Origin of the sequence: Pseudoalteromonas sp. UCD-33C (assembly GCF_001306895.1) — a bacterium.
Classification (GTDB): Bacteria; Pseudomonadota; Gammaproteobacteria; order Enterobacterales; family Alteromonadaceae; genus Pseudoalteromonas.
Window position 1 is genome coordinate 323,743 of the sequence record NZ_LJTB01000003.1, and the last position, 16,979, is coordinate 340,721.

16 protein-coding genes are annotated in these 16,979 nt (G+C 42.7%); 5 read left to right on the forward strand and 11 right to left on the reverse strand.

Annotated elements, in window-relative coordinates; translation table 11 throughout:
• Window positions 1-15: 15 nt before the first annotated feature.
• Together AOG26_RS09610 and AOG26_RS09615 are read right to left on the reverse strand one after the other, a co-directional pair.
• Complete coding sequence (locus AOG26_RS09610) at window positions 16-765, reverse strand: RIO1 family regulatory kinase/ATPase domain-containing protein (protein WP_054562269.1); 750 nt, start codon at window positions 763-765, stop codon at window positions 16-18.
• Between the two features lie 86 nt (window positions 766-851).
• Window positions 852-1,316, reverse strand: a complete 465-nt coding sequence (locus tag AOG26_RS09615) for a MarR family winged helix-turn-helix transcriptional regulator (RefSeq protein ID WP_054562270.1) — start codon at window positions 1,314-1,316, stop codon at window positions 852-854.
• 127 nt (window positions 1,317-1,443) lie between these two features.
• Between AOG26_RS09615 and AOG26_RS09620 the strand changes: the two genes are divergently transcribed.
• Genes AOG26_RS09620 through AOG26_RS09630 form a run of 3 tightly spaced genes read left to right on the forward strand, consistent with a single transcriptional unit; the run spans window position 1,444 to window position 3,797 of the window.
• The gene (locus tag AOG26_RS09620) at window positions 1,444-2,595 is read left to right on the forward strand and encodes a hypothetical protein (RefSeq protein WP_054562271.1); all 1,152 of its coding nucleotides are present in this window, start codon (window positions 1,444-1,446) and stop codon (window positions 2,593-2,595) included.
• Window positions 2,596-2,643: 48 nt separating this feature from the next.
• Window positions 2,644-3,534, forward strand: a complete 891-nt coding sequence (locus tag AOG26_RS09625; protein ID WP_054562272.1) for a dienelactone hydrolase family protein — start codon at window positions 2,644-2,646, stop codon at window positions 3,532-3,534.
• Between the two features lie 47 nt (window positions 3,535-3,581).
• Window positions 3,582-3,797 (forward strand): hypothetical protein, encoded by a 216-nt coding sequence (locus AOG26_RS09630; protein WP_054562273.1) that lies wholly within the window; start codon window positions 3,582-3,584, stop codon window positions 3,795-3,797.
• A gap of 77 nt (window positions 3,798-3,874) precedes the next feature.
• Here AOG26_RS09630 and AOG26_RS09635 read toward each other — a convergent pair whose 3' ends face one another.
• From AOG26_RS09635 to AOG26_RS09665, 7 genes are all read right to left on the reverse strand, one after another.
• On the reverse strand, window positions 3,875-4,582 hold the full coding sequence (locus AOG26_RS09635; RefSeq protein WP_054562274.1) for a TorF family putative porin: 708 nt from the start codon (window positions 4,580-4,582) through the stop codon (window positions 3,875-3,877).
• Window positions 4,583-4,593: 11 nt separating this feature from the next.
• Window positions 4,594-5,811 carry a choline transporter gene (locus AOG26_RS09640; RefSeq protein ID WP_054562275.1) on the reverse strand — a complete coding sequence of 406 codons (1,218 nt, stop codon included), beginning with the start codon at window positions 5,809-5,811 and terminating at the stop codon, window positions 4,594-4,596.
• Between the two features lie 129 nt (window positions 5,812-5,940).
• Entirely contained in the window at window positions 5,941-7,611 is a 1,671-nt protein-coding gene (betA, locus tag AOG26_RS09645; RefSeq protein WP_054562276.1) for a choline dehydrogenase, read from the reverse strand.
• A complete protein-coding gene (gene betB / locus AOG26_RS09650; protein ID WP_054562277.1) occupies window positions 7,611-9,074 on the reverse strand; it encodes a betaine-aldehyde dehydrogenase in 1,464 nt (487 codons plus the stop codon). Before betB ends, betA begins: the two co-directional genes overlap by 1 nt.
• A gap of 1 nt (window position 9,075) precedes the next feature.
• Complete coding sequence (gene betI / locus AOG26_RS09655; RefSeq protein ID WP_054562278.1) at window positions 9,076-9,666, reverse strand: transcriptional regulator BetI; 591 nt, start codon at window positions 9,664-9,666, stop codon at window positions 9,076-9,078.
• 316 nt (window positions 9,667-9,982) lie between these two features.
• Window positions 9,983-10,450, reverse strand: a complete 468-nt coding sequence (locus AOG26_RS09660) for a nuclear transport factor 2 family protein (protein ID WP_054562279.1) — start codon at window positions 10,448-10,450, stop codon at window positions 9,983-9,985.
• Between the two features lie 89 nt (window positions 10,451-10,539).
• On the reverse strand, window positions 10,540-11,721 hold the full coding sequence (locus tag AOG26_RS09665) for an MFS transporter (protein ID WP_054562280.1): 1,182 nt from the start codon (window positions 11,719-11,721) through the stop codon (window positions 10,540-10,542).
• Between the two features lie 110 nt (window positions 11,722-11,831).
• Here AOG26_RS09665 and AOG26_RS09670 point away from each other — a divergent pair, with 110 nt between their 5' ends.
• The gene (locus AOG26_RS09670; RefSeq protein WP_054562281.1) at window positions 11,832-12,719 is read left to right on the forward strand and encodes a LysR family transcriptional regulator; all 888 of its coding nucleotides are present in this window, start codon (window positions 11,832-11,834) and stop codon (window positions 12,717-12,719) included.
• 98 nt (window positions 12,720-12,817) lie between these two features.
• Window positions 12,818-13,909, forward strand: a complete 1,092-nt coding sequence (locus tag AOG26_RS09675; protein ID WP_054562282.1) for an alkene reductase — start codon at window positions 12,818-12,820, stop codon at window positions 13,907-13,909.
• A 4-nt stretch (window positions 13,910-13,913) separates the two neighbouring features.
• Here the strand turns inward: AOG26_RS09675 and AOG26_RS09680 are convergent, their stop codons facing one another.
• Entirely contained in the window at window positions 13,914-14,351 is a 438-nt protein-coding gene (locus AOG26_RS09680; protein ID WP_054562283.1) for an MBOAT family O-acyltransferase, read from the reverse strand.
• A 151-nt stretch (window positions 14,352-14,502) separates the two neighbouring features.
• The gene (gene hrpB, locus AOG26_RS09685; RefSeq protein WP_054562284.1) at window positions 14,503-16,923 is read right to left on the reverse strand and encodes an ATP-dependent helicase HrpB; all 2,421 of its coding nucleotides are present in this window, start codon (window positions 16,921-16,923) and stop codon (window positions 14,503-14,505) included.
• Window positions 16,924-16,979 lie beyond the last annotated feature (56 nt).

Here is a 16,979-nt window from a genome sequence, read left to right on the forward strand (position 1 = left end):
GTGCAAGCGCGCTTTTTACAATCTATCTAATATACTGCGAACAAATTCAGAATTAAGAATCTGAGTTACAGCCCCGCTACACCATAAATAGGCACGTTGAATCGGATAACCTTTAAAAATCCAACGCTTACGCACATGATTAAAGTCGTGCAAATAATCAGCCTTTGCTTGCGGTAACGAGTCTTTGGCTAACTTATGCCATGCTTTATAAACCCCACTCATATCGGCACCACGCATAAAACGCTGTAACCAGCGAGGAAAGCGTGCAAAGCGAATCGCTGACTGAAAATCAATAATGTAAGGCTTGCCGTCTTTTGAACAAATAACATTACCTAAATTACGTAAGTCGAGGTGCACCACGCCGCGGCGATGCATTTTTGCTACCAAACGCTCAAATTCTTTAAAGAACTCACTCGGTAAATGCTGCTGTTGCAAGGCAAGCTGGCGAAGTGGCGTGCCTTCAATAAAATCATAAGCAATAGCAATTGATGACAAACGACAAAAGTTATCGACCACTCCGTCTACGTCTTGCAGGCGTGCCAGCCCCTTGTACTCTTGATTGATAAAAAGCGGCGCGATGGTTTTTCTCACCCACCATGGGCTGTGCTGAAAGTCTTTAATAATTAAATCAAATTTCGCGTCTTTATAACGATAAACAATGGCATTGGCAAAGCGGCCTGTGTGAACAACCGACAAACCTTCGGGGCTAAATTGATGAGCTGGAAATTGAGCGTGAAGCTGCGCAAGCAAAGATGATTCAAACATAACAACCCGGACTTGTTAAAATTAAATGCCTAGGCAACTATATTATCAAAATGCGTCTACAGCGACAATGTACCGCTTAGAGAAATTTATGCTTTTAAATTATGAATTGCTCTAAACAATAAGCTTGCGAGTTGCTCTTGCTCATCATCAGAGAAGCCTGTGAGTGCTTTGCGATAGATATCATTTACAGTGGGTAAAATTTCTGGGTAAAGCTGTTGGCCTTTTTCAGTCAGGCATAAAAGAGTTGAACGGCGATCTTCAACTGACTGCTTTTTAGCAACTAAGCCCTTGTCTTCTAAACGAGAAAGTAATCGACTCATGGCACCACGGTCATACACCATGTGCTCACAAAGCTCAGCCAAGGTATTTACTTTACCGCGCGCAAGTAGCACAACCACAATGTACTGAGCCGACGTTAGCTCTTTATCCTCTAAAGCATCATCAAGATGAGTCACTAGGTTTGAACGTAAGTAAGAGACTAAGCGACCTAAGTCTTGCACGGGATCTAAATCTTCAATACAGCACTGGCCAATTGATGCAGGTTCTTTCATATTTCCTCTAAAGCGGTTAATAGCAATTCATAGACAGTTAATCGGAAAAATAATTCAATCCTATTAGATTGCTTCAACGGCTATGAATAGTGTAGCGTGAACAAGCGTACTAACTGTCGGGGGCGTTATGCTAACTAAACAACATATTATCAAGTATTTATCTCTTACAATACTGCTACTTCTTTGTTGGCTAGAGCATTATAACCATTTCATTATGCGCTTTATCGACAGCGCCCTAGTACAATCAACCCTAGTGTACGCTTCATCACGTACAGTTAACGCTGCTATTTCGCTATTGCAATCAGCCGAAGTGGGCATTGGTATTGCGAGTATTCAACCTGCACAACTACTCGACCCAGTAAATGACCTAGCTGAATACATGTCGGATGCTATGCGCTTAGCTATAGGCTCGTTATTTTTACAACGCATTTTATACACCATTTCTTCTGGGGTTATTTTTAGCAGTCTCTTTACAGTTTCGGTTGTCGCTTACTTTATTTGTGAATGGCGTAACTTCTTACCCAACTTACGTCATAAAATTATGGCGAGTCTTATTTTAATTCGCTTTTTAGTGCCTGCTGTGGTGCTTACAACAGGCCTCGTGAGCCAAGTATTCTTAGATGAGCAAATAAACCAGCAAAGTGAAATCGTAAGCGAAAAAGTCGAGACGGTGAATAGTAGTGCAAATAACACCTCTGCCCTATCAGCCAAGCTAAAAGCCGAGGTCGATAGTGAAAAACAAACCATCTTCGACAAGCTCTCGCTATTAAATGAGCAGCAGATTAAGAACCACCAGCGAGCCACTGAGCTCAAAGGTGATTTAGCAGAGGTCGAAGCCCAAATAGAAGCGATTCAAGCAACCCGCAGCTTGTCTGAGCGACTGACCTTTACTGAGCTTGAACAAGCCAAGCCATTACTTGATAAAAAGCAGCAATTAACAGCGCAGTTTAATGCGGTACTAAACCAGCAAAGACAGCTGAACCTAGACAAAGACGCCTTAAACAAGCAACTAGAAAACCTTAACGCATCACTCAATCAAGACCAATCGTCGCAGGTGAGTAAAATTATCGATACCGTCACCTCTGGTATTAGCAACATGGTGGCTGCCGTCGAAGACTTATTTATCGACTTTTTGAATATCTTGTCACTGCTGATTTTAAAGCTGTTATTAATGCCGCTAATATTTTTATACCTATTTAACAAAGCCTTTAAGGCTATTTGGCAACGCCGCTTTATGGACGTAGTAATGCAAACAAAACAACTGGCTGTTAATCGCTGATATTTCAGCTAAAGTTATAAACCTAACTCGTTTTTAAAGGATATAAGTATGACTGAGCAACGTCATAACCACATTCCCCAAGAAGCTTTCGATTGGTACGATGAATACGCACATGGCTTAATGGACCGTCGCACCTTTATGAAAAAGCTGGGTGGCTTAGCTGCCCTTGGCTATTCAATGGCAATGCTAAGTAGCGCTTTACTACCGAACTACGCATTAGCTGAGCAAGTATCCTTTAATGACCCTGATATTAAAGCCAGTTATAAAACCTTTGATTCGTTTAAAGGTCATGGCGAAGGTAAAGGCTATTTAGTCGAACCCGCTAATTTAACGGGCAAGCTCCCAATAGTATTAGTGATCCACGAAAACAGAGGCTTAAACCCTTATATTAAAGATGTTGCTCGCCGCCTTGCCAAAGCCGGTTTTATTGCCTTTGCGCCAGATGCATTGCACCCTCTTGGTGGCTATCCTGGTAATGATGATGAAGGCCGCGCAATGCAGCGCTCTATGGATAAAGAAAAAATCCAACAAGACTTTATCGCCGCAGCTGAATACATAAAAAGACACCCAAATAGTAACGGTAAACTCGGTGCGGTAGGCTTTTGCTTTGGTGGTTATATGGTTAACTACCTAGCTGCAGTTGATAGCAAACTAATTAATGCGGGCGTACCCTATTACGGCACTCCGGCTGTTAAAGAGCTGAGACAAAATATCAAAGCCCCACTGCTAGTACACTTAGCTGAGTTTGATAACCGCGTTAATGCAACTTGGCCAGAATATGAGAGCGACTTAAAAGCGCATCAAGTGCCTTACACGATGCACATGTATGAACAAGCAAATCATGGTTTTCATAACGACTCTACATCTCGTTATGATGAAAAACAGGCGGAGCTTTCATGGCAACGCACATTGGCGTTTTTCAATGAGCAATTGATTTAAACAGAGCAATTTCATACACTCTCGAAAAAATTTAGGCTATAAAAGAGATGGAATCGCAAGTCAGTTATCGCTTTGACTCACAGCAAACCGCTAATCGGTTTTTAAACAAGCTTAAACATTGGTCAGTGGCTAAAGTCACTGCGAGTCTTTGCCAAGGTGGTTATGGCGTGAAAATACGCTACGAAGTCGATACCAGTGGCTTTGATTACACCCTTGCTGAGCTTGATGATTTAGCGATGCAGCACGAAGGCGAAGAGATTTAATACCCATATTCTAAGCATAAAAAAACGGCTAACAAAGGTTAGCCGTTTTTATTAAAGCTGCGCTAACAAAACGCTACTTATAAATCAAAGCTACGTGAAATAGACGCGACAATGCGCTCATCTGCGGTATCCCAGTCAAGGCTGGTATTTTCTCCTGCAAGCTCAAAATCAAAACCTGCAAAGCTTGTTTGATAGGCTAAACGATAATGGTTGTATGACTTATCATTACCATCCCAAGCAAACTTATTGCCATCTAATGAGTTAGATACATCAAAACTGGCACGAATTGCATGATTTGGGGCAATTTCAAAGGTATGGGCAAGCATAGAAATCACATGCCCAGCATCGGTACCGAAGTAATCCCAAGCGTACCAGAAGTTAAGTTCTGTAAAACCTAGGCTATTGGTATAGCCAAACTTTGCATAAGTCTCAAAATAATTACCATCGCTTGAGTAATCTTCACCGTGGTATGAGTAGTAAGCAATACCATAATCAATACTAAGAGCGTCAGTTAACTCAGCATAGTTACCAAAATACGCATCCCACTCGATGTCTGTGCCATCGCCAAAATCTACATTTGAAGCCCAAGTACCTACATACATACCTGAATCTGCAAAGGCATAATCTAAGCTCCCCTGAATCGCGGGGTCATTCATGGTTTGGCTTACACCATTAAAGGTGTAATCTGAAGCCAATGTAACCGTAGTCGATAAGTCAGCCATAGCTGATGTCGATAGTAATGCCAATGGCAACGCTGCTGCTAATACTGTTTGTCTTGTTGTCATGTTGGTTTCCCTTAGCTAACTGTTTCTATTTTTGTGTAATCTAATTTGTTGTCTTTTGGTGAGCCTTCGATATTTTTCACTGTTTTTAACTTGCTGTAGCCAATAAACACAGCACAGCCGAAAAATAACGCGATAACGAGCGCACCAACCCATTGGATCTGTAAAAAGTCGAACTTAAACAGCAGGGTTAATAATGAAAGCGCCACCACATTTAAGGCAATGTAATTAAATTTACCTAAACGCTTCACCGTTAAGTTTAGGTTATCTGTGTATAAACGGATCAAAGAATCAAGTGAGTTGATCACAAACACCACACCAACAAACACCATAGCGATGTTTTTCAGGCCTGCTGTTGCAATACCCGCTTCATGATATTGATACAAAACACTAAACCAGATAGCGATTGGAATAGACGGGAAAATCAACATAGCCGCCAGCACTTGGTAAGTTTTTAAGCCACCCACAAAGCGCGAAGTAAATTGACCAATCATGATGCTCCAAGCAAACCACCAAAACAGGTAGAAGGCATGGTAATCATTCAGTGGTAATACAAACTCATTGATGTTGCCAAAGTAGCTGCCAATTAACGCAAGGTTATCAACAAATGCTGATGTTTGTGCATCAGAACCCACAAAGGCACCGAACCACATAAATGCGATTAAAGCGATAAACAACCAAGTAGTAGAAATACTTAAAAAGCGTACATACTTAATGTCTGTGCTCGAATAAACAGCAAAACAAATCGCTGCAAACACCATTAAGTAGAATGTCGGAATAATTGACTCACCATCACCAAGCGACGGTAAATACCAAGGTAAATTCGACAGCAGTAAAAATGCAGTAAATGCGCATGTGCCAATAATAACGATGTTATTAATTAGTTTTACCCAAGCAATTTCAAAGAATTTTACTTTAGGTTCTATTACGCAGAAATAAAAGCACGTAAGGAAATAAAATCCCCAGATCAAGAAGCCCCAAAAACCAAACTCGATGGCTAATGGATTGGCAAACGCATACTCTGGGCTTGCTTTTATGTCTGCATAACCTGCAAACTCTGTCAGTGGAAACATAATCAAGCCAACATCTAGGCCCGATGTAAATAAAATTGCAATGAACGTAAACGTTCTAACCGGTGTGACGCCAACACACCTTACCGTACCCCATTTAAATAAAATAACCGCAATTGCTAACAGGGTAAAAATGATGCCAGCACTAAGCCAAAAGGTCATAGTTACCCCCCCAAAATAAGTAATAATACTTCATTGTTTCTCCAGTTTTATTCCTCGCATTAACGCACCACAAACAACTCGTGATGCGCGCCACTGCAAGCCCCACAGCCGAAACTGCGGGTGGCCTTATTAGATCTCCGAACTACGCTGCGTTGATTGCAATTGTTTTTCCATGGCAACATCTGCAGTTGATGCCGATAACACAGGCTTACCTAAAATGTGGTCCGCCGCTTTTTCTGCCACCATAATGGTTGGCGCATTTAAATTACCGTTTGGAACGGTTGGGAAAATAGATGAATCTACAACCCGTAAACCTTCGATACCGTGCACTTGAGTTTGCGAGTTAACCACGGCCATCTCGTCTTCACCCATCTTGCACGAACATGACGGATGGTAAGCACTCTCAACCGCTTGACGAACAAACGCATCGATTTCTTCATCGCTTTGAACATCTTTACCGGGTTGAATTTCACCATCGCGATACTCATCAAACGCACTTTGTTCGATAATCTCGCGAGTTAGACGTACACAAGCTCTAAAGCCTTCAATGTCATCTTGGTGCTGTAAGTAGTTAAATTGGATCTTAGGTGCAACCTGTGGATCCGCCGACTTAATCGTTACTGCACCACGGCTTTTTGGTTTGTTATGCCCAACATGAACTTGGAAGCCATGACCATCAAAGGCACTTTTACCGTCATAACGAATTGCAGCTGGTAAAAAGTGATACTGAATATCTGGCCATTCAACACCCGGTTTTGAGCGAATAAATGCACATGATTCAAAATGGTTCGTCGCCCCTAAACCTGAGCGGTTTAATAGCCAACGAGCGCCAATTAGCCCTTTTGAAACAAGGCCTAATTTGCCGTTTAAAGTAATTGGTTGCTTACACTTATATTGGAAGTAAAACTCCAAGTGATCTTGTAAGTTTTGACCAACACCTGGTAAGTGATGTTTAACCTCAACCCCCGCTTCGCTCAGGATATCTTTATCACCAATACCTGATAATTGCAGAATATGCGGTGAGCCAATTGGGCCCGCACTTAAAATAACGTCTTTTGCTGCAAATGCTTGCTGCTTAGAGCCAGACACTGAAAACTCAACACCAACGGCTTTTTTGCCTTCTAGCAGAACTTTTTCAGCTAAGGCACCGGTGATTAGCGTTAGGTTTTTACGTGACTTAACTGGGTCTAAATACTCACGGCTAGCAGAGCTTCTTACGCCGTCTTTTACCGTCATATGCATTGGCCCAAAACCTTCTTGCTGGGCTGCATTGTAGTCATCAGTTTGCGCATAACCTGCTTGTTGGCCCGCTTTGATAAAGGCTTTATAAAGCGGGTTAGCCATTTCATTACCGTTATTAACCCCTAATGGGCCGTTATCGCCACGGTAACTGTTACCACCTAAGTAGAATGATTCCGCACGTTTAAAGTACGGTAAACATGCTTGATAATCCCAACCATTAGCGCCGTGTTGCTGCCACTCATCAAAATCTTTGGCGTGACCACGTACATAGACCATGCCGTTAATCGATGATGAGCCACCTAAAACCTTACCTCGAGGGCAATGCATTTGACGGTTATCTAAATATGGCTCTGGCTCGGTATGAAATTGCCATGCATATTTGTCAGTATTCATTGGGATTGATAGCGCGGTAGGCATCTTTATAAAAATGCTTTTATCACTACCACCCGTTTCAAGTAATAACACCTTATTCGAAGGGTCTGCTGATAGTCGGTTTGCCAACACGCAGCCTGCAGAGCCAGCACCGACTATGATGTAATCATAGTTCTGTGTACTCATTAAAATGGACTCTCTATATTGCTCATACCCACATAAATCGATTTAGTTTGGGTATAGTGATCTAAAGTTTCGATACCGTTTTCACGGCCGATACCTGATTGCTTGTAACCACCTACTGGCATTTCTGCAGGTGAATTACCATAGCTGTTTATCCAACAAATACCGGCTTGTAACTGGTGGATAACGCGGTGTGCACGCTGAATATCTTTAGTGAACACGCCTGCGGCTAAGCCTAGGTGCGTATCGTTTGCACGCTGAATAACGTCATCTTCATCATCAAACACCAACACGCTCATTACCGGGCCAAAGATCTCTTCTTTAACTATGGTCATGTCATCTTTACAGTCGACAAAAACGGTCGGTTCCACAAAGTAGCCGTTTGGCGCAGATACTGGTGATAGTGCCTTACCGCCGGTTAATAAGGTTGCGCCTTCTTGAATACCTTTATCGATATAGCCAAGTACTAGCTCTTGGTGTTTTTTAGAGATAAGCGCCCCTAAATTCACCTCAGGATCCATTGGGTCGCCAGCAATAATATTTTGCTCAGTGCGTGTTTTCAGCTCATCAATAAACTGCTGATAAACATTTTTATGCACATAAATGCGCGTACAGTTAGTGCAGATTTCGCCTTGCGTATAAAAATTACCTAACATTGCCGCACTAACAGCTTGTGATACATCGGCATCATCAAATACTAATAACGGTGACTTACCACCAAGCTCCATGGTCACATCTTTAAGTGAACCAGCAGCGCTTGCCATTACTTTTTTGCCTGTGCCTACTTCACCAGTGAAAGACACTTTTTCAATATTTGGGTTTGCTGTTAACCATTGCCCTACTTCAGCAGCGCCTTGCACAACGTTGAATACGCCAGCAGGTACACCCGCTTCGATGAAAATCTCTGCAAGTTTAATTGCACCAAGTGGTGTTTCTTCAGAAGGTTTGAAAATAACCGCATTACCTGCAGCCAATGCTGGGCCTGATTTCCAACAAGCAATTTGTAGTGGGTAGTTCCATGCACCAATACCGGCACAGATACCTAAAGGCTCTTTACGTGTGTAGTAAAAATCATTGCCAACCATTTGTTGCTGACCCACTTGCGCAGGAGCAAGACCAGCAAAATATTCAATAACATCGGCGCCAGTTTCAACATCGACACACTCGGCTTCTTGCCAAGGCTTACCCGTATCAAGTACTTCTACTTTTGCCAGTTCATCGTTACGATCGCGTAAGATTGCCACGGCTTTTAATAAAATACGGCTACGCTCAATTGGCGTCATTGCAGACCATGCTGCAAACCCTTGTTTTGCGCTTTCGATTGCCGCGTTTTGAATAAACTCATCAGCAATTTCAACGTGATAAATCACTTCATCCGTTGCAGGATTCTTAACTGCAAAGGTATCGCCAGTTTGATTCTTTAAAAAATGGCCATTAATAAAATTTTCGTAAACAGGTGTGGTCATTTTAGGCTCCATACTGTTTTATCAGTGAACGAATGTAGTCTTTGGCTAATCGCTCACAATTTTCGAATTGATCTTGGTCTGACTTACTTAATACGGCTCTTAGCCATAAACCATCGATCATGGCTGCACTTAGCTCAGCAGCTAAATTGGCATCGCTATCGCTCATTAACTGTTTGAATGAGCTTAATAAGTTACTAAATAAACGTTTACTATTTACGTTTTGTAAGCGATGCAACTGGGCGTCGTGCATTGAATGCGCCCAAAAGCTCAACCAAGTTTTGGTGTTGTTGCTTTGCTGCTGAATACGCGAAAAGTTTGCTTCAACGATAAACAATAATCGTTGCTCTGGACTAGTTTGTGGCGTTACTTGACTCAAAAGTGCTTGCTTTAAGCTGGTCAATAAATAACGCACAGTGGCTTCAATTAAACCCTGCTTACCACCAAAATAATGACTGATAATGCCAGACGATAAGCCTGCCTTTTTACTAATGCTATTTATGGTGGTGCCTTGCAAACCAAGCTCTGCAACCGACTCTATTGTGGCGTCAATTAACTGCTGACGACGAACAGGTTCCATTCCAACTTTCGGCATAATTTTTTATTGATTGAACGTTCAATTAAAATAAAGGTTAAGGTAATGAGCATGGCAATTCAAGGTTGACAAATTGTAAACAACCGCAAAGCTACACTCGTAAGTTAAGCTAACCCACTGTTCTTACGTTTATTATCCGAAATATAAAAAAGTTTTAAATTTATTCAAAATAAAGCCTAAAAAGTATGAATTTAAGCTGAAATGCGGAAAAAAGAGAAAATTTATTGCAGGCGTATTTTAATAAAAAAGCGCTTATGAAAGCGCTTATGAAAGCGCTTATGAAAGCGCTCATGTTAGGCTAAAAGTTAAGCTAAGCTCATTCGTGGTATTTACGAATAACCGCTATCTTGCCATCTTCTATTTCGAGCACATCCATAATGGTCTGCGTGTATTCAATTTCTTGCTGGTTTTGTGGGTGTATACCTTTAGCATGATGGGTATAACGTAAAGCAATGGCAGAATCATTAAAAATAAAGGTATCGAGTAAGTTTGCTTGATATTCAGTGTGCGCCCCAAGGTAAAAAGTCATGCCTTTACGCATCATCGCTTTGCCATCTGGCTCCCTTGAATCATCTGTTTGATAAGGTAAGTGTTGGTTTGCTACATCGTCAGTTAATAAAGCTAAAAAGGCTTCTAACTCTTTGTTGGTGGCATTGGGTGCTTGTGTTGCAACCATTGTATTAAAGTACTGCTGTGCTAATGCTGTGAGCTCTGGGTTAACTTGCTTTGCTTGGCTGCTAAATGTGCTGAACAGGCAAATAGCTAGAAAATAAAGGTGCTTCATCGTTATTCCTTGTGGTTTTAGTTATTGACTAATAATCAAACTACGCACCAAAAATAACGACAAAGCATCTAACTATCAACAATTTAGTTTTAAGCTGTTTGTGGCTTTGGGATCTCGCGTTTATCTAAATAGCCGCTGTATCGTGTTGCAATTAACGCCGCTAAACTGATGATAGCGCCAATCCAAGCAGTGTCTTGCAATGAGTAGTTTTCAACGACAACACCACCTAACACTGAACCTAGCGCAATCCCGATATTAAACGCTGCAATGTTCAACCCTGAGGCCACATCGACGGCATTGGGTGTGAACTTTTCGGCAAGTTTAACCACATAAACTTGCAGCCCAGGCACATTACCAAACGCAAATGCCCCCCATACAAGTATGGTCAGTACCGCAGCGACTTTAGATTGCATGGTAAAGGTCAACACTAACAGCACAATACTCAAAGCACTAAAGATAATGGTCAGCGCACTAATGGGGCCTTTTTTATCAGCTAATTTACCGCCGTAGATATTACCAACAGCAACCGATACCCCATATACCAGCATAATTAAGCTAATGGTGGCTGATGCAAAACCAGTTTGCTGCTCTAAAATGGGCGCTAAATATGTAAAGGCAGTAAATGTGCCGCCATAACCAAGTATGGTCATCAAGTACACCAGTAAAAGCCTAGGTTGCACCATTACTTTTAGCTGCTCACCCAAAGTCGCCGGTTTACTTTGCTTTAAGTTGCTAGGAATTAAAAACGCGCTACCAACAAGTGCAATTAAGCCCAGTAAAGACACTACTAAAAAGGTCGCTCGCCAACCAAAGTGCTGACCAATCCAAGTCCCTAATGGCACACCGGTTACTAATGCAACCGTTAACCCCGTAAACATAATCGCAATGGCACTGGCTTCTTTATCTTTACTGACAAGCCCAGTAGCGATCGTTGAACCAATTGAGAAAAACACCCCATGGGCAAGGCCTGTTAGAATCCTTGCGGTGATCAAGCTACCATAACTAGGTGCTTGCCAAGCCAGTAAATTACCAATTACAAATAGGCTCATTAAGCTAAGTAATACATGTTTTCGATTCCAGCGTCCGGTAAGCGCGGTTAATACTGGCGCCCCCACCGCAACCCCTAATGCGTACAAGCTAACAAGTAGTCCGGCACTCGGTAACGAAACCGCTAAATCATCAGCGATGGTTGGCACTAAGCCGACAATCACAAACTCAGTGGTGCCTATGGCAAACGCACTGAGAGTTAACGCAAGTAATGCTATTGGCATCACATATCCTCTGTTTAATTTTGAAAGTGCGGCTATTGTGGCTAAAATTAAATTTGCAAAAAATAGCAGTAGTGACAAAATACTTTTGTCAAAAATGAAAAGGTAAAACCATGAGCGTGATCTCCAACACCCAAGATTTAGAAGCATTTATTAGCGTGGTTGATACCGGCGGGTTCTCAAGTGCAGCCAATGCATTAGATGAGCAAGTAGCAAAAATATCACGGGCGGTAACTCGGCTCGAGAAATCCTTAAACGTTACCTTATTCAACCGCACCACAAGGCGCATTGAGCTGACCGAAGAAGGCCAGTTATTTTTAGGCTATGCTAGAGAAGCACTGAGTCAGCTTGCACAAGGCGAAGAGGCCTTAAAGCTTCTGCACTGCGCCCCATCAGGAAAATTAAGAGCCGATGCCGCAAGTCCTTTTGTATTTCATCAATTAGCGCCACATTTAAAAGCCTTTAACCAAGCTTATCCTGACATAAAACTCGAGATCACCAGCCACGACAACATTATCGATTTACTTGAGCATAAAACCGATATTGCTATTCGTATTGGCGAACTCGCTGACTCAAACTTGCATGCGCGCACCTTGGGAGTTAGTAAGTTACAGCTCGTTGCAAGCCCTGATTATTTAAAAACGGCACCGCCATTAAATGAGCTAACCGACTTAGCCTTGCACCAGCTTATTGGTTTTACCGATGCGCCGCATTTAAATCACTGGCCGCTAACCACGCCTTTAGACCTTAAATTTTCAATCAGTGCATCAAGTGGTGAAACTGTGCGCCAGCTTTGCATTCAAGGTAATGGCATTACCTTGTTGTCGGAATTTATGATCAACGAAGATTTAAAAGCAGGCCGTTTAGTAAAAGTGCTCGAAGGCGAGGTACTGAGCCCTAATCGCCGCGAAAAAGTGCATGCGGTGTATTATCAAAACAGCGGTGTGTCATCACGAGTATTAGCGTTTTTAGACTTTATAGCACCCAGGTTAACGCTTTAGTTTTTGCACTTTTAACAAAAGTGTTTTGTGATTAGTGGCATTAATTTCATAAATAATTTTCGTTATGCTGAAAGCATATTCGCTTTCAAGGAGCCGTAATGAACAAATTATTCGATACTGTACAACTTGCCGGTCATACATTAAAAAACCGCATTGTTATGCCACCGATGACCCGCTCTCGCTCATCACAACCAGGTGATATCGCCAATGAGTTAATGGCCGACTACTATGCACAACGTGCGAGCGCTGGCTTAATTATCAGCGAAGGCACACAAATATCAGCCCTAGGTAAGGGTTATGCTTGGACACCGGGTATTTACACTGCCGAGCAAATTGCCGGTTGGAAGAAAGTAACCGACAAAGTTCATCAAGCTGGTGGCATTATGTTCGCTCAGCTTTGGCATGTTGGTCGAGTATCTCACCCAAGTAACACAGGTGGCGAGCAACCAATCGCGCCATCTGCTATTGCAGCTAAAGACGTAAAAGTTTTTATTGATGAAGATGACAAACCTGACTTTGTTGCCACAGCACAGCCACGCGCAATGAGCCATGACGACATCAAACAGGTTATAAACGAATACCGCCAAGCAGCCCGTAATGCAGTTGATGCAGGGTTTGATGGTATTGAACTTCACGCTGCTAATGGTTACTTAATTAATCAATTTATTGATTCAGAGTCAAACCAACGCACTGATGAATACGGCGGCAGTTTAGAAAACCGCTTACGCTTTTTACAACAAGTGACACAAGCGGTTTGTGATGAAATTGGCGCTGAGCGTGTTGGCGTGCGCCTTGCTCCACTCACAACCCTCAATGGTACGGTCGATGATAACCCGTTTGAAACCTATATTGGCGCAGCAAAAGTACTCAGTGATCTCAACGTTGCTTATCTGCACATTGCCGAAGCTGATTGGGATGATGCGCCTTTAATGGAGCAAAGTTTTAAGCAAGCACTGCGTGAAAACTATGCTGGGTTAATGATTTATGCAGGTAAATACACTGGCGAGAAAGCAGATCAAGCATTAGCCGCAGGCTGGGCTGATTTAATTGGCTTTGGTCGCCCGTTTGTTGCAAACCCTGATCTGCCAGCACGTATTGAGCAAGGTATTGAACTTGCGCAGCATGATCCAGATACCTTATTTGGAGGCGGTGCTAAAGGTTACACTGACTACCCTTTAGCAACGCAGTAACGCGCTAAAAAAGGTGGCTCGTCAACCAATAGCTCAATACAATAAAGCTGATGTTGGCGAGCGCTCTTAACCACCAAGGAGCAGAGCTAAACTGGAGTTGGCTGTACTTGCTTACTAATACCAACACGCCCATCACAGTAAACCAAGGAGTAAAAAAGAATAGTGGCTTTAACTTCACTAAACTCACCGCTAAATCGTGCAGCGCCCCACTGACAGCAAAAGTCAAAACAAGGGCACACCAAGCCGGCATAATGTCATTGCAAGGCTTCATTACATACCGAGATAAGTAATAGCTCCACACCGGATTCCAATATCGCCAAAATAAATAAAACGAGCTAGCACCCAGCGAGCGTATCAGCATATTGCGCAACGAATCTTTATGGCCAAGAGGCACACCTGTACGTTTTTTAACGTATTGAGCAAGGGTAATAGCTGCAGACACAGGATTTCTCTTTTTTACTAATGACTCAATTAGACTACTAAACAACCAACAAAAGAGAAACCAAAACAAGGCTTGAAATTGTAACGGTTTATGAAGCGTGCAGAACTAAGGCAAGTGATGAAGCTGAGCTAAGCACTCAGCTTCATTAAAATCACATCTTACTTTTTACTTTATTAGTCGCTTGGCTGGTGGCTGGGTCGTCTGGCCAAAAATGTTTTGGATAACGCCCTTTCATTTCTTTTTGCACATCGCGGTAACTCGTTTGCCAAAAGTTAGCTAAGTCTTGAGTTAACTGCAGCGGCCGCCTCGCTGGTGATAATAGCTCCATTAATAATGGCAGTTTACCTTGGGCTAGCAAAGGCGTGCTGGTCATGCCATACACTTCTTGCATGCGTACACTGAGCTTCGCAGGGCCATCGAGCTGATAGGTCACTTTTACATTTGAACCACTTGGCACCGTTAATCGCAAGGGCAGGTGTTCATTCAATAAGCTTTGCTGCTGCCAATCAAAACAGCTTTTAATCGCTTCGCTGTAATTGAACTTTTTTAATTGTTCAAGGTTTTTAATATCATCCAAATAAGGTGCAAGCCATTGGCTATCGGCAATTAAATCATCATGATTTAAACGCGGAAATGACTCTGGTAACAGCTTACTTGCCAAGCTCATTCGAATAAGTAACTGCTCACTATCGGGCTGTTCATTAAATATCGAAAAGCCCCGCTTACTAAATAAATTTAACCAAGCTTTGGTGCGCTCGTTTTTATCTAAAGGCTGTTTACTTGGTTGACTCGCTATGGTGATGGCACCCAGCTTGAGCTCATCTTGATGGATAAAACGCCCTGCTTTTTCATCGTATTCGCAGCGAGTTTGCTCAGTAAATAAATGCGAAAGCTCATCTTCAAGCTCACTTGGCAAAAAGGCAACAGCGGCAAAAACACGGTTTCCCTTATGGCCGCCCATATGCGCAATGGCAATATAGTCATCGTTATGCCAAAACTCCTCACTTAAATCGGCGCCTGCACCATTGGCAAGTAAATAACCATTACCGCGCTTTTTGGCTAGGCGGTCTGGAAAAGCAAGCGCCACCAGCAGCGACAAGTACTCTGTTTTAAGCTCATTAACCGGCTTGAGTTGCAAGCGCGATAGCCAATAATTTAATTGCTGCTTAAATACTGGGTGCGGTTTGCTGTGCTGACTATGTAATGCCAAATTAAGATCAGCTGGCATACTGATGCGGCTTTCAAGCAGTGCAGTTAAATACCCCGCTAATACATAAATACCAGACATGCGCTGCTCTAGTTGCTTTGCCTTAATGAGCATATGCGAGAGGCGAATATCGGCTCCATAGCTCAGCATTTGGCTACCGAGGGTTGTTAGCTTTTCATTTTCATCAATGGCTTCGAGCATTTTCAAAAGTGCCGTTGCCTGTTTAATCTGCTGGCGACTAGGTGGGTCGAGTAAGCTAAGCTCAGCAAGTGATGCCCCCCACTGCTTTGCCTCTAATAACAACTGACTAATATCACTGGTCAGAATTTCTGGCGCATCATGGCTGTTACGGCGCTCAAAGGTTTGCTTAGAGCCTAATCGATACACAACCCCCGGCTCAATTCGCCCAGCACGACCAGCGCGCTGTATGGCAGAAGAACGAGAAATACTTTGCGTAACAAGCTCTGTAACACCGGTTTTTAAATTGAAATTGGCAGCACGGCGTTTGCCGCTATCAACCACAATACGTATTCCTTCAATGGTCAAACTGGTTTCAGCGACATTAGTGGTTAATACCACTTTGCGTTTGCCATTTTTAGCAGGCGCGATAGCAGCTTGTTGCTCGTTTTTATTTTGCTCACCATACAAGCTAAATACTTCGACGCTATCACCTAAATCATTTAAAGACTGCTGAACGCGCATGATTTCACGCTGCCCTGGTAAAAATACTAAAGCACTGCCCGTTTGCTCACTAAGCGCCTGTTTTATTAGTGTAGGTATGTCATCGAGCCAACGGCTTTCGTCTTTAAGTGGAATATACACTTCATCAATGGGGTAGCTTCGACCTTGTGATGAGATAATAGGACAGCTGAAAAACTCACTGTAACGATCGCCATCTAGGGTTGCCGACATCAGTAAGATTTTTAAATCATCGCGAAGTGCTGCCTGTGTTTCGAGGGCAAATGCCAAAGCCGTATCTGCGGCAATTGAGCGCTCGTGAAACTCATCAAAAATAAGTAAGTCTACATCACTAAGCTCTGGGTCATTTTGCAACATACGCGTCAACATGCCTTCGGTGACAATTTCGAGTTTAGTTGTAGAACTTACTTTTGATTCACCGCGAATGCGTAAGCCGACACTGTCACCGACTTTTTCATTCTGCTGACTTGCCAAATACTGGGCAATATTGCGTGCAGCCAGTCGTCTTGGCTCTAACATAACAATGCGTTTAAAGTGCCCTTCGCGCATTAAGGTAAGAGGCAGCCATGTCGATTTACCCGCTCCCGGTGGCGCTTGCAATAAGGCCATTGGGTTACTCTGTAATGTAGTTAACAGGGATTGATAAATATCTTGAACTGGCAGCACGTTAGGTATCTCTTACTTTCTTTTCACGCATTGTATCAAAAAACTAAAAATTGCGA

What these genes read in the sequence shown, in the direction of transcription:
- AOG26_RS09620 (WP_054562271.1), top strand. Translation starts at nt 1,444, where the DNA reads ATGCTAACTAAACAACATATTATCAAGTATTTATCTCTTACAATACTG.
- betA (WP_054562276.1), bottom strand. Translation starts at nt 7,611, where the DNA reads ATGAGTACACAGAACTATGATTACATCATAGTCGGTGCTGGCTCTGCA.
- AOG26_RS09665 (WP_054562280.1), bottom strand. Translation starts at nt 11,721, where the DNA reads ATGCCAATAGCATTACTTGCGTTAACTCTCAGTGCGTTTGCCATAGGC.
- AOG26_RS09670 (WP_054562281.1), top strand. Translation starts at nt 11,832, where the DNA reads ATGAGCGTGATCTCCAACACCCAAGATTTAGAAGCATTTATTAGCGTG.
- betB (WP_054562277.1), bottom strand. Translation starts at nt 9,074, where the DNA reads ATGACCACACCTGTTTACGAAAATTTTATTAATGGCCATTTTTTAAAG.
- AOG26_RS09610 (WP_054562269.1), bottom strand. Translation starts at nt 765, where the DNA reads ATGTTTGAATCATCTTTGCTTGCGCAGCTTCACGCTCAATTTCCAGCT.
- AOG26_RS09660 (WP_054562279.1), bottom strand. Translation starts at nt 10,450, where the DNA reads ATGAAGCACCTTTATTTTCTAGCTATTTGCCTGTTCAGCACATTTAGC.
- AOG26_RS09675 (WP_054562282.1), top strand. Translation starts at nt 12,818, where the DNA reads ATGAACAAATTATTCGATACTGTACAACTTGCCGGTCATACATTAAAA.
- AOG26_RS09640 (WP_054562275.1), bottom strand. Translation starts at nt 5,811, where the DNA reads ATGACCTTTTGGCTTAGTGCTGGCATCATTTTTACCCTGTTAGCAATT.
- AOG26_RS09630 (WP_054562273.1), top strand. Translation starts at nt 3,582, where the DNA reads ATGGAATCGCAAGTCAGTTATCGCTTTGACTCACAGCAAACCGCTAAT.
- betI (WP_054562278.1), bottom strand. Translation starts at nt 9,666, where the DNA reads ATGCCGAAAGTTGGAATGGAACCTGTTCGTCGTCAGCAGTTAATTGAC.
- AOG26_RS09635 (WP_054562274.1), bottom strand. Translation starts at nt 4,582, where the DNA reads ATGACAACAAGACAAACAGTATTAGCAGCAGCGTTGCCATTGGCATTA.
- AOG26_RS09625 (WP_054562272.1), top strand. Translation starts at nt 2,644, where the DNA reads ATGACTGAGCAACGTCATAACCACATTCCCCAAGAAGCTTTCGATTGG.
- AOG26_RS09615 (WP_054562270.1), bottom strand. Translation starts at nt 1,316, where the DNA reads ATGAAAGAACCTGCATCAATTGGCCAGTGCTGTATTGAAGATTTAGAT.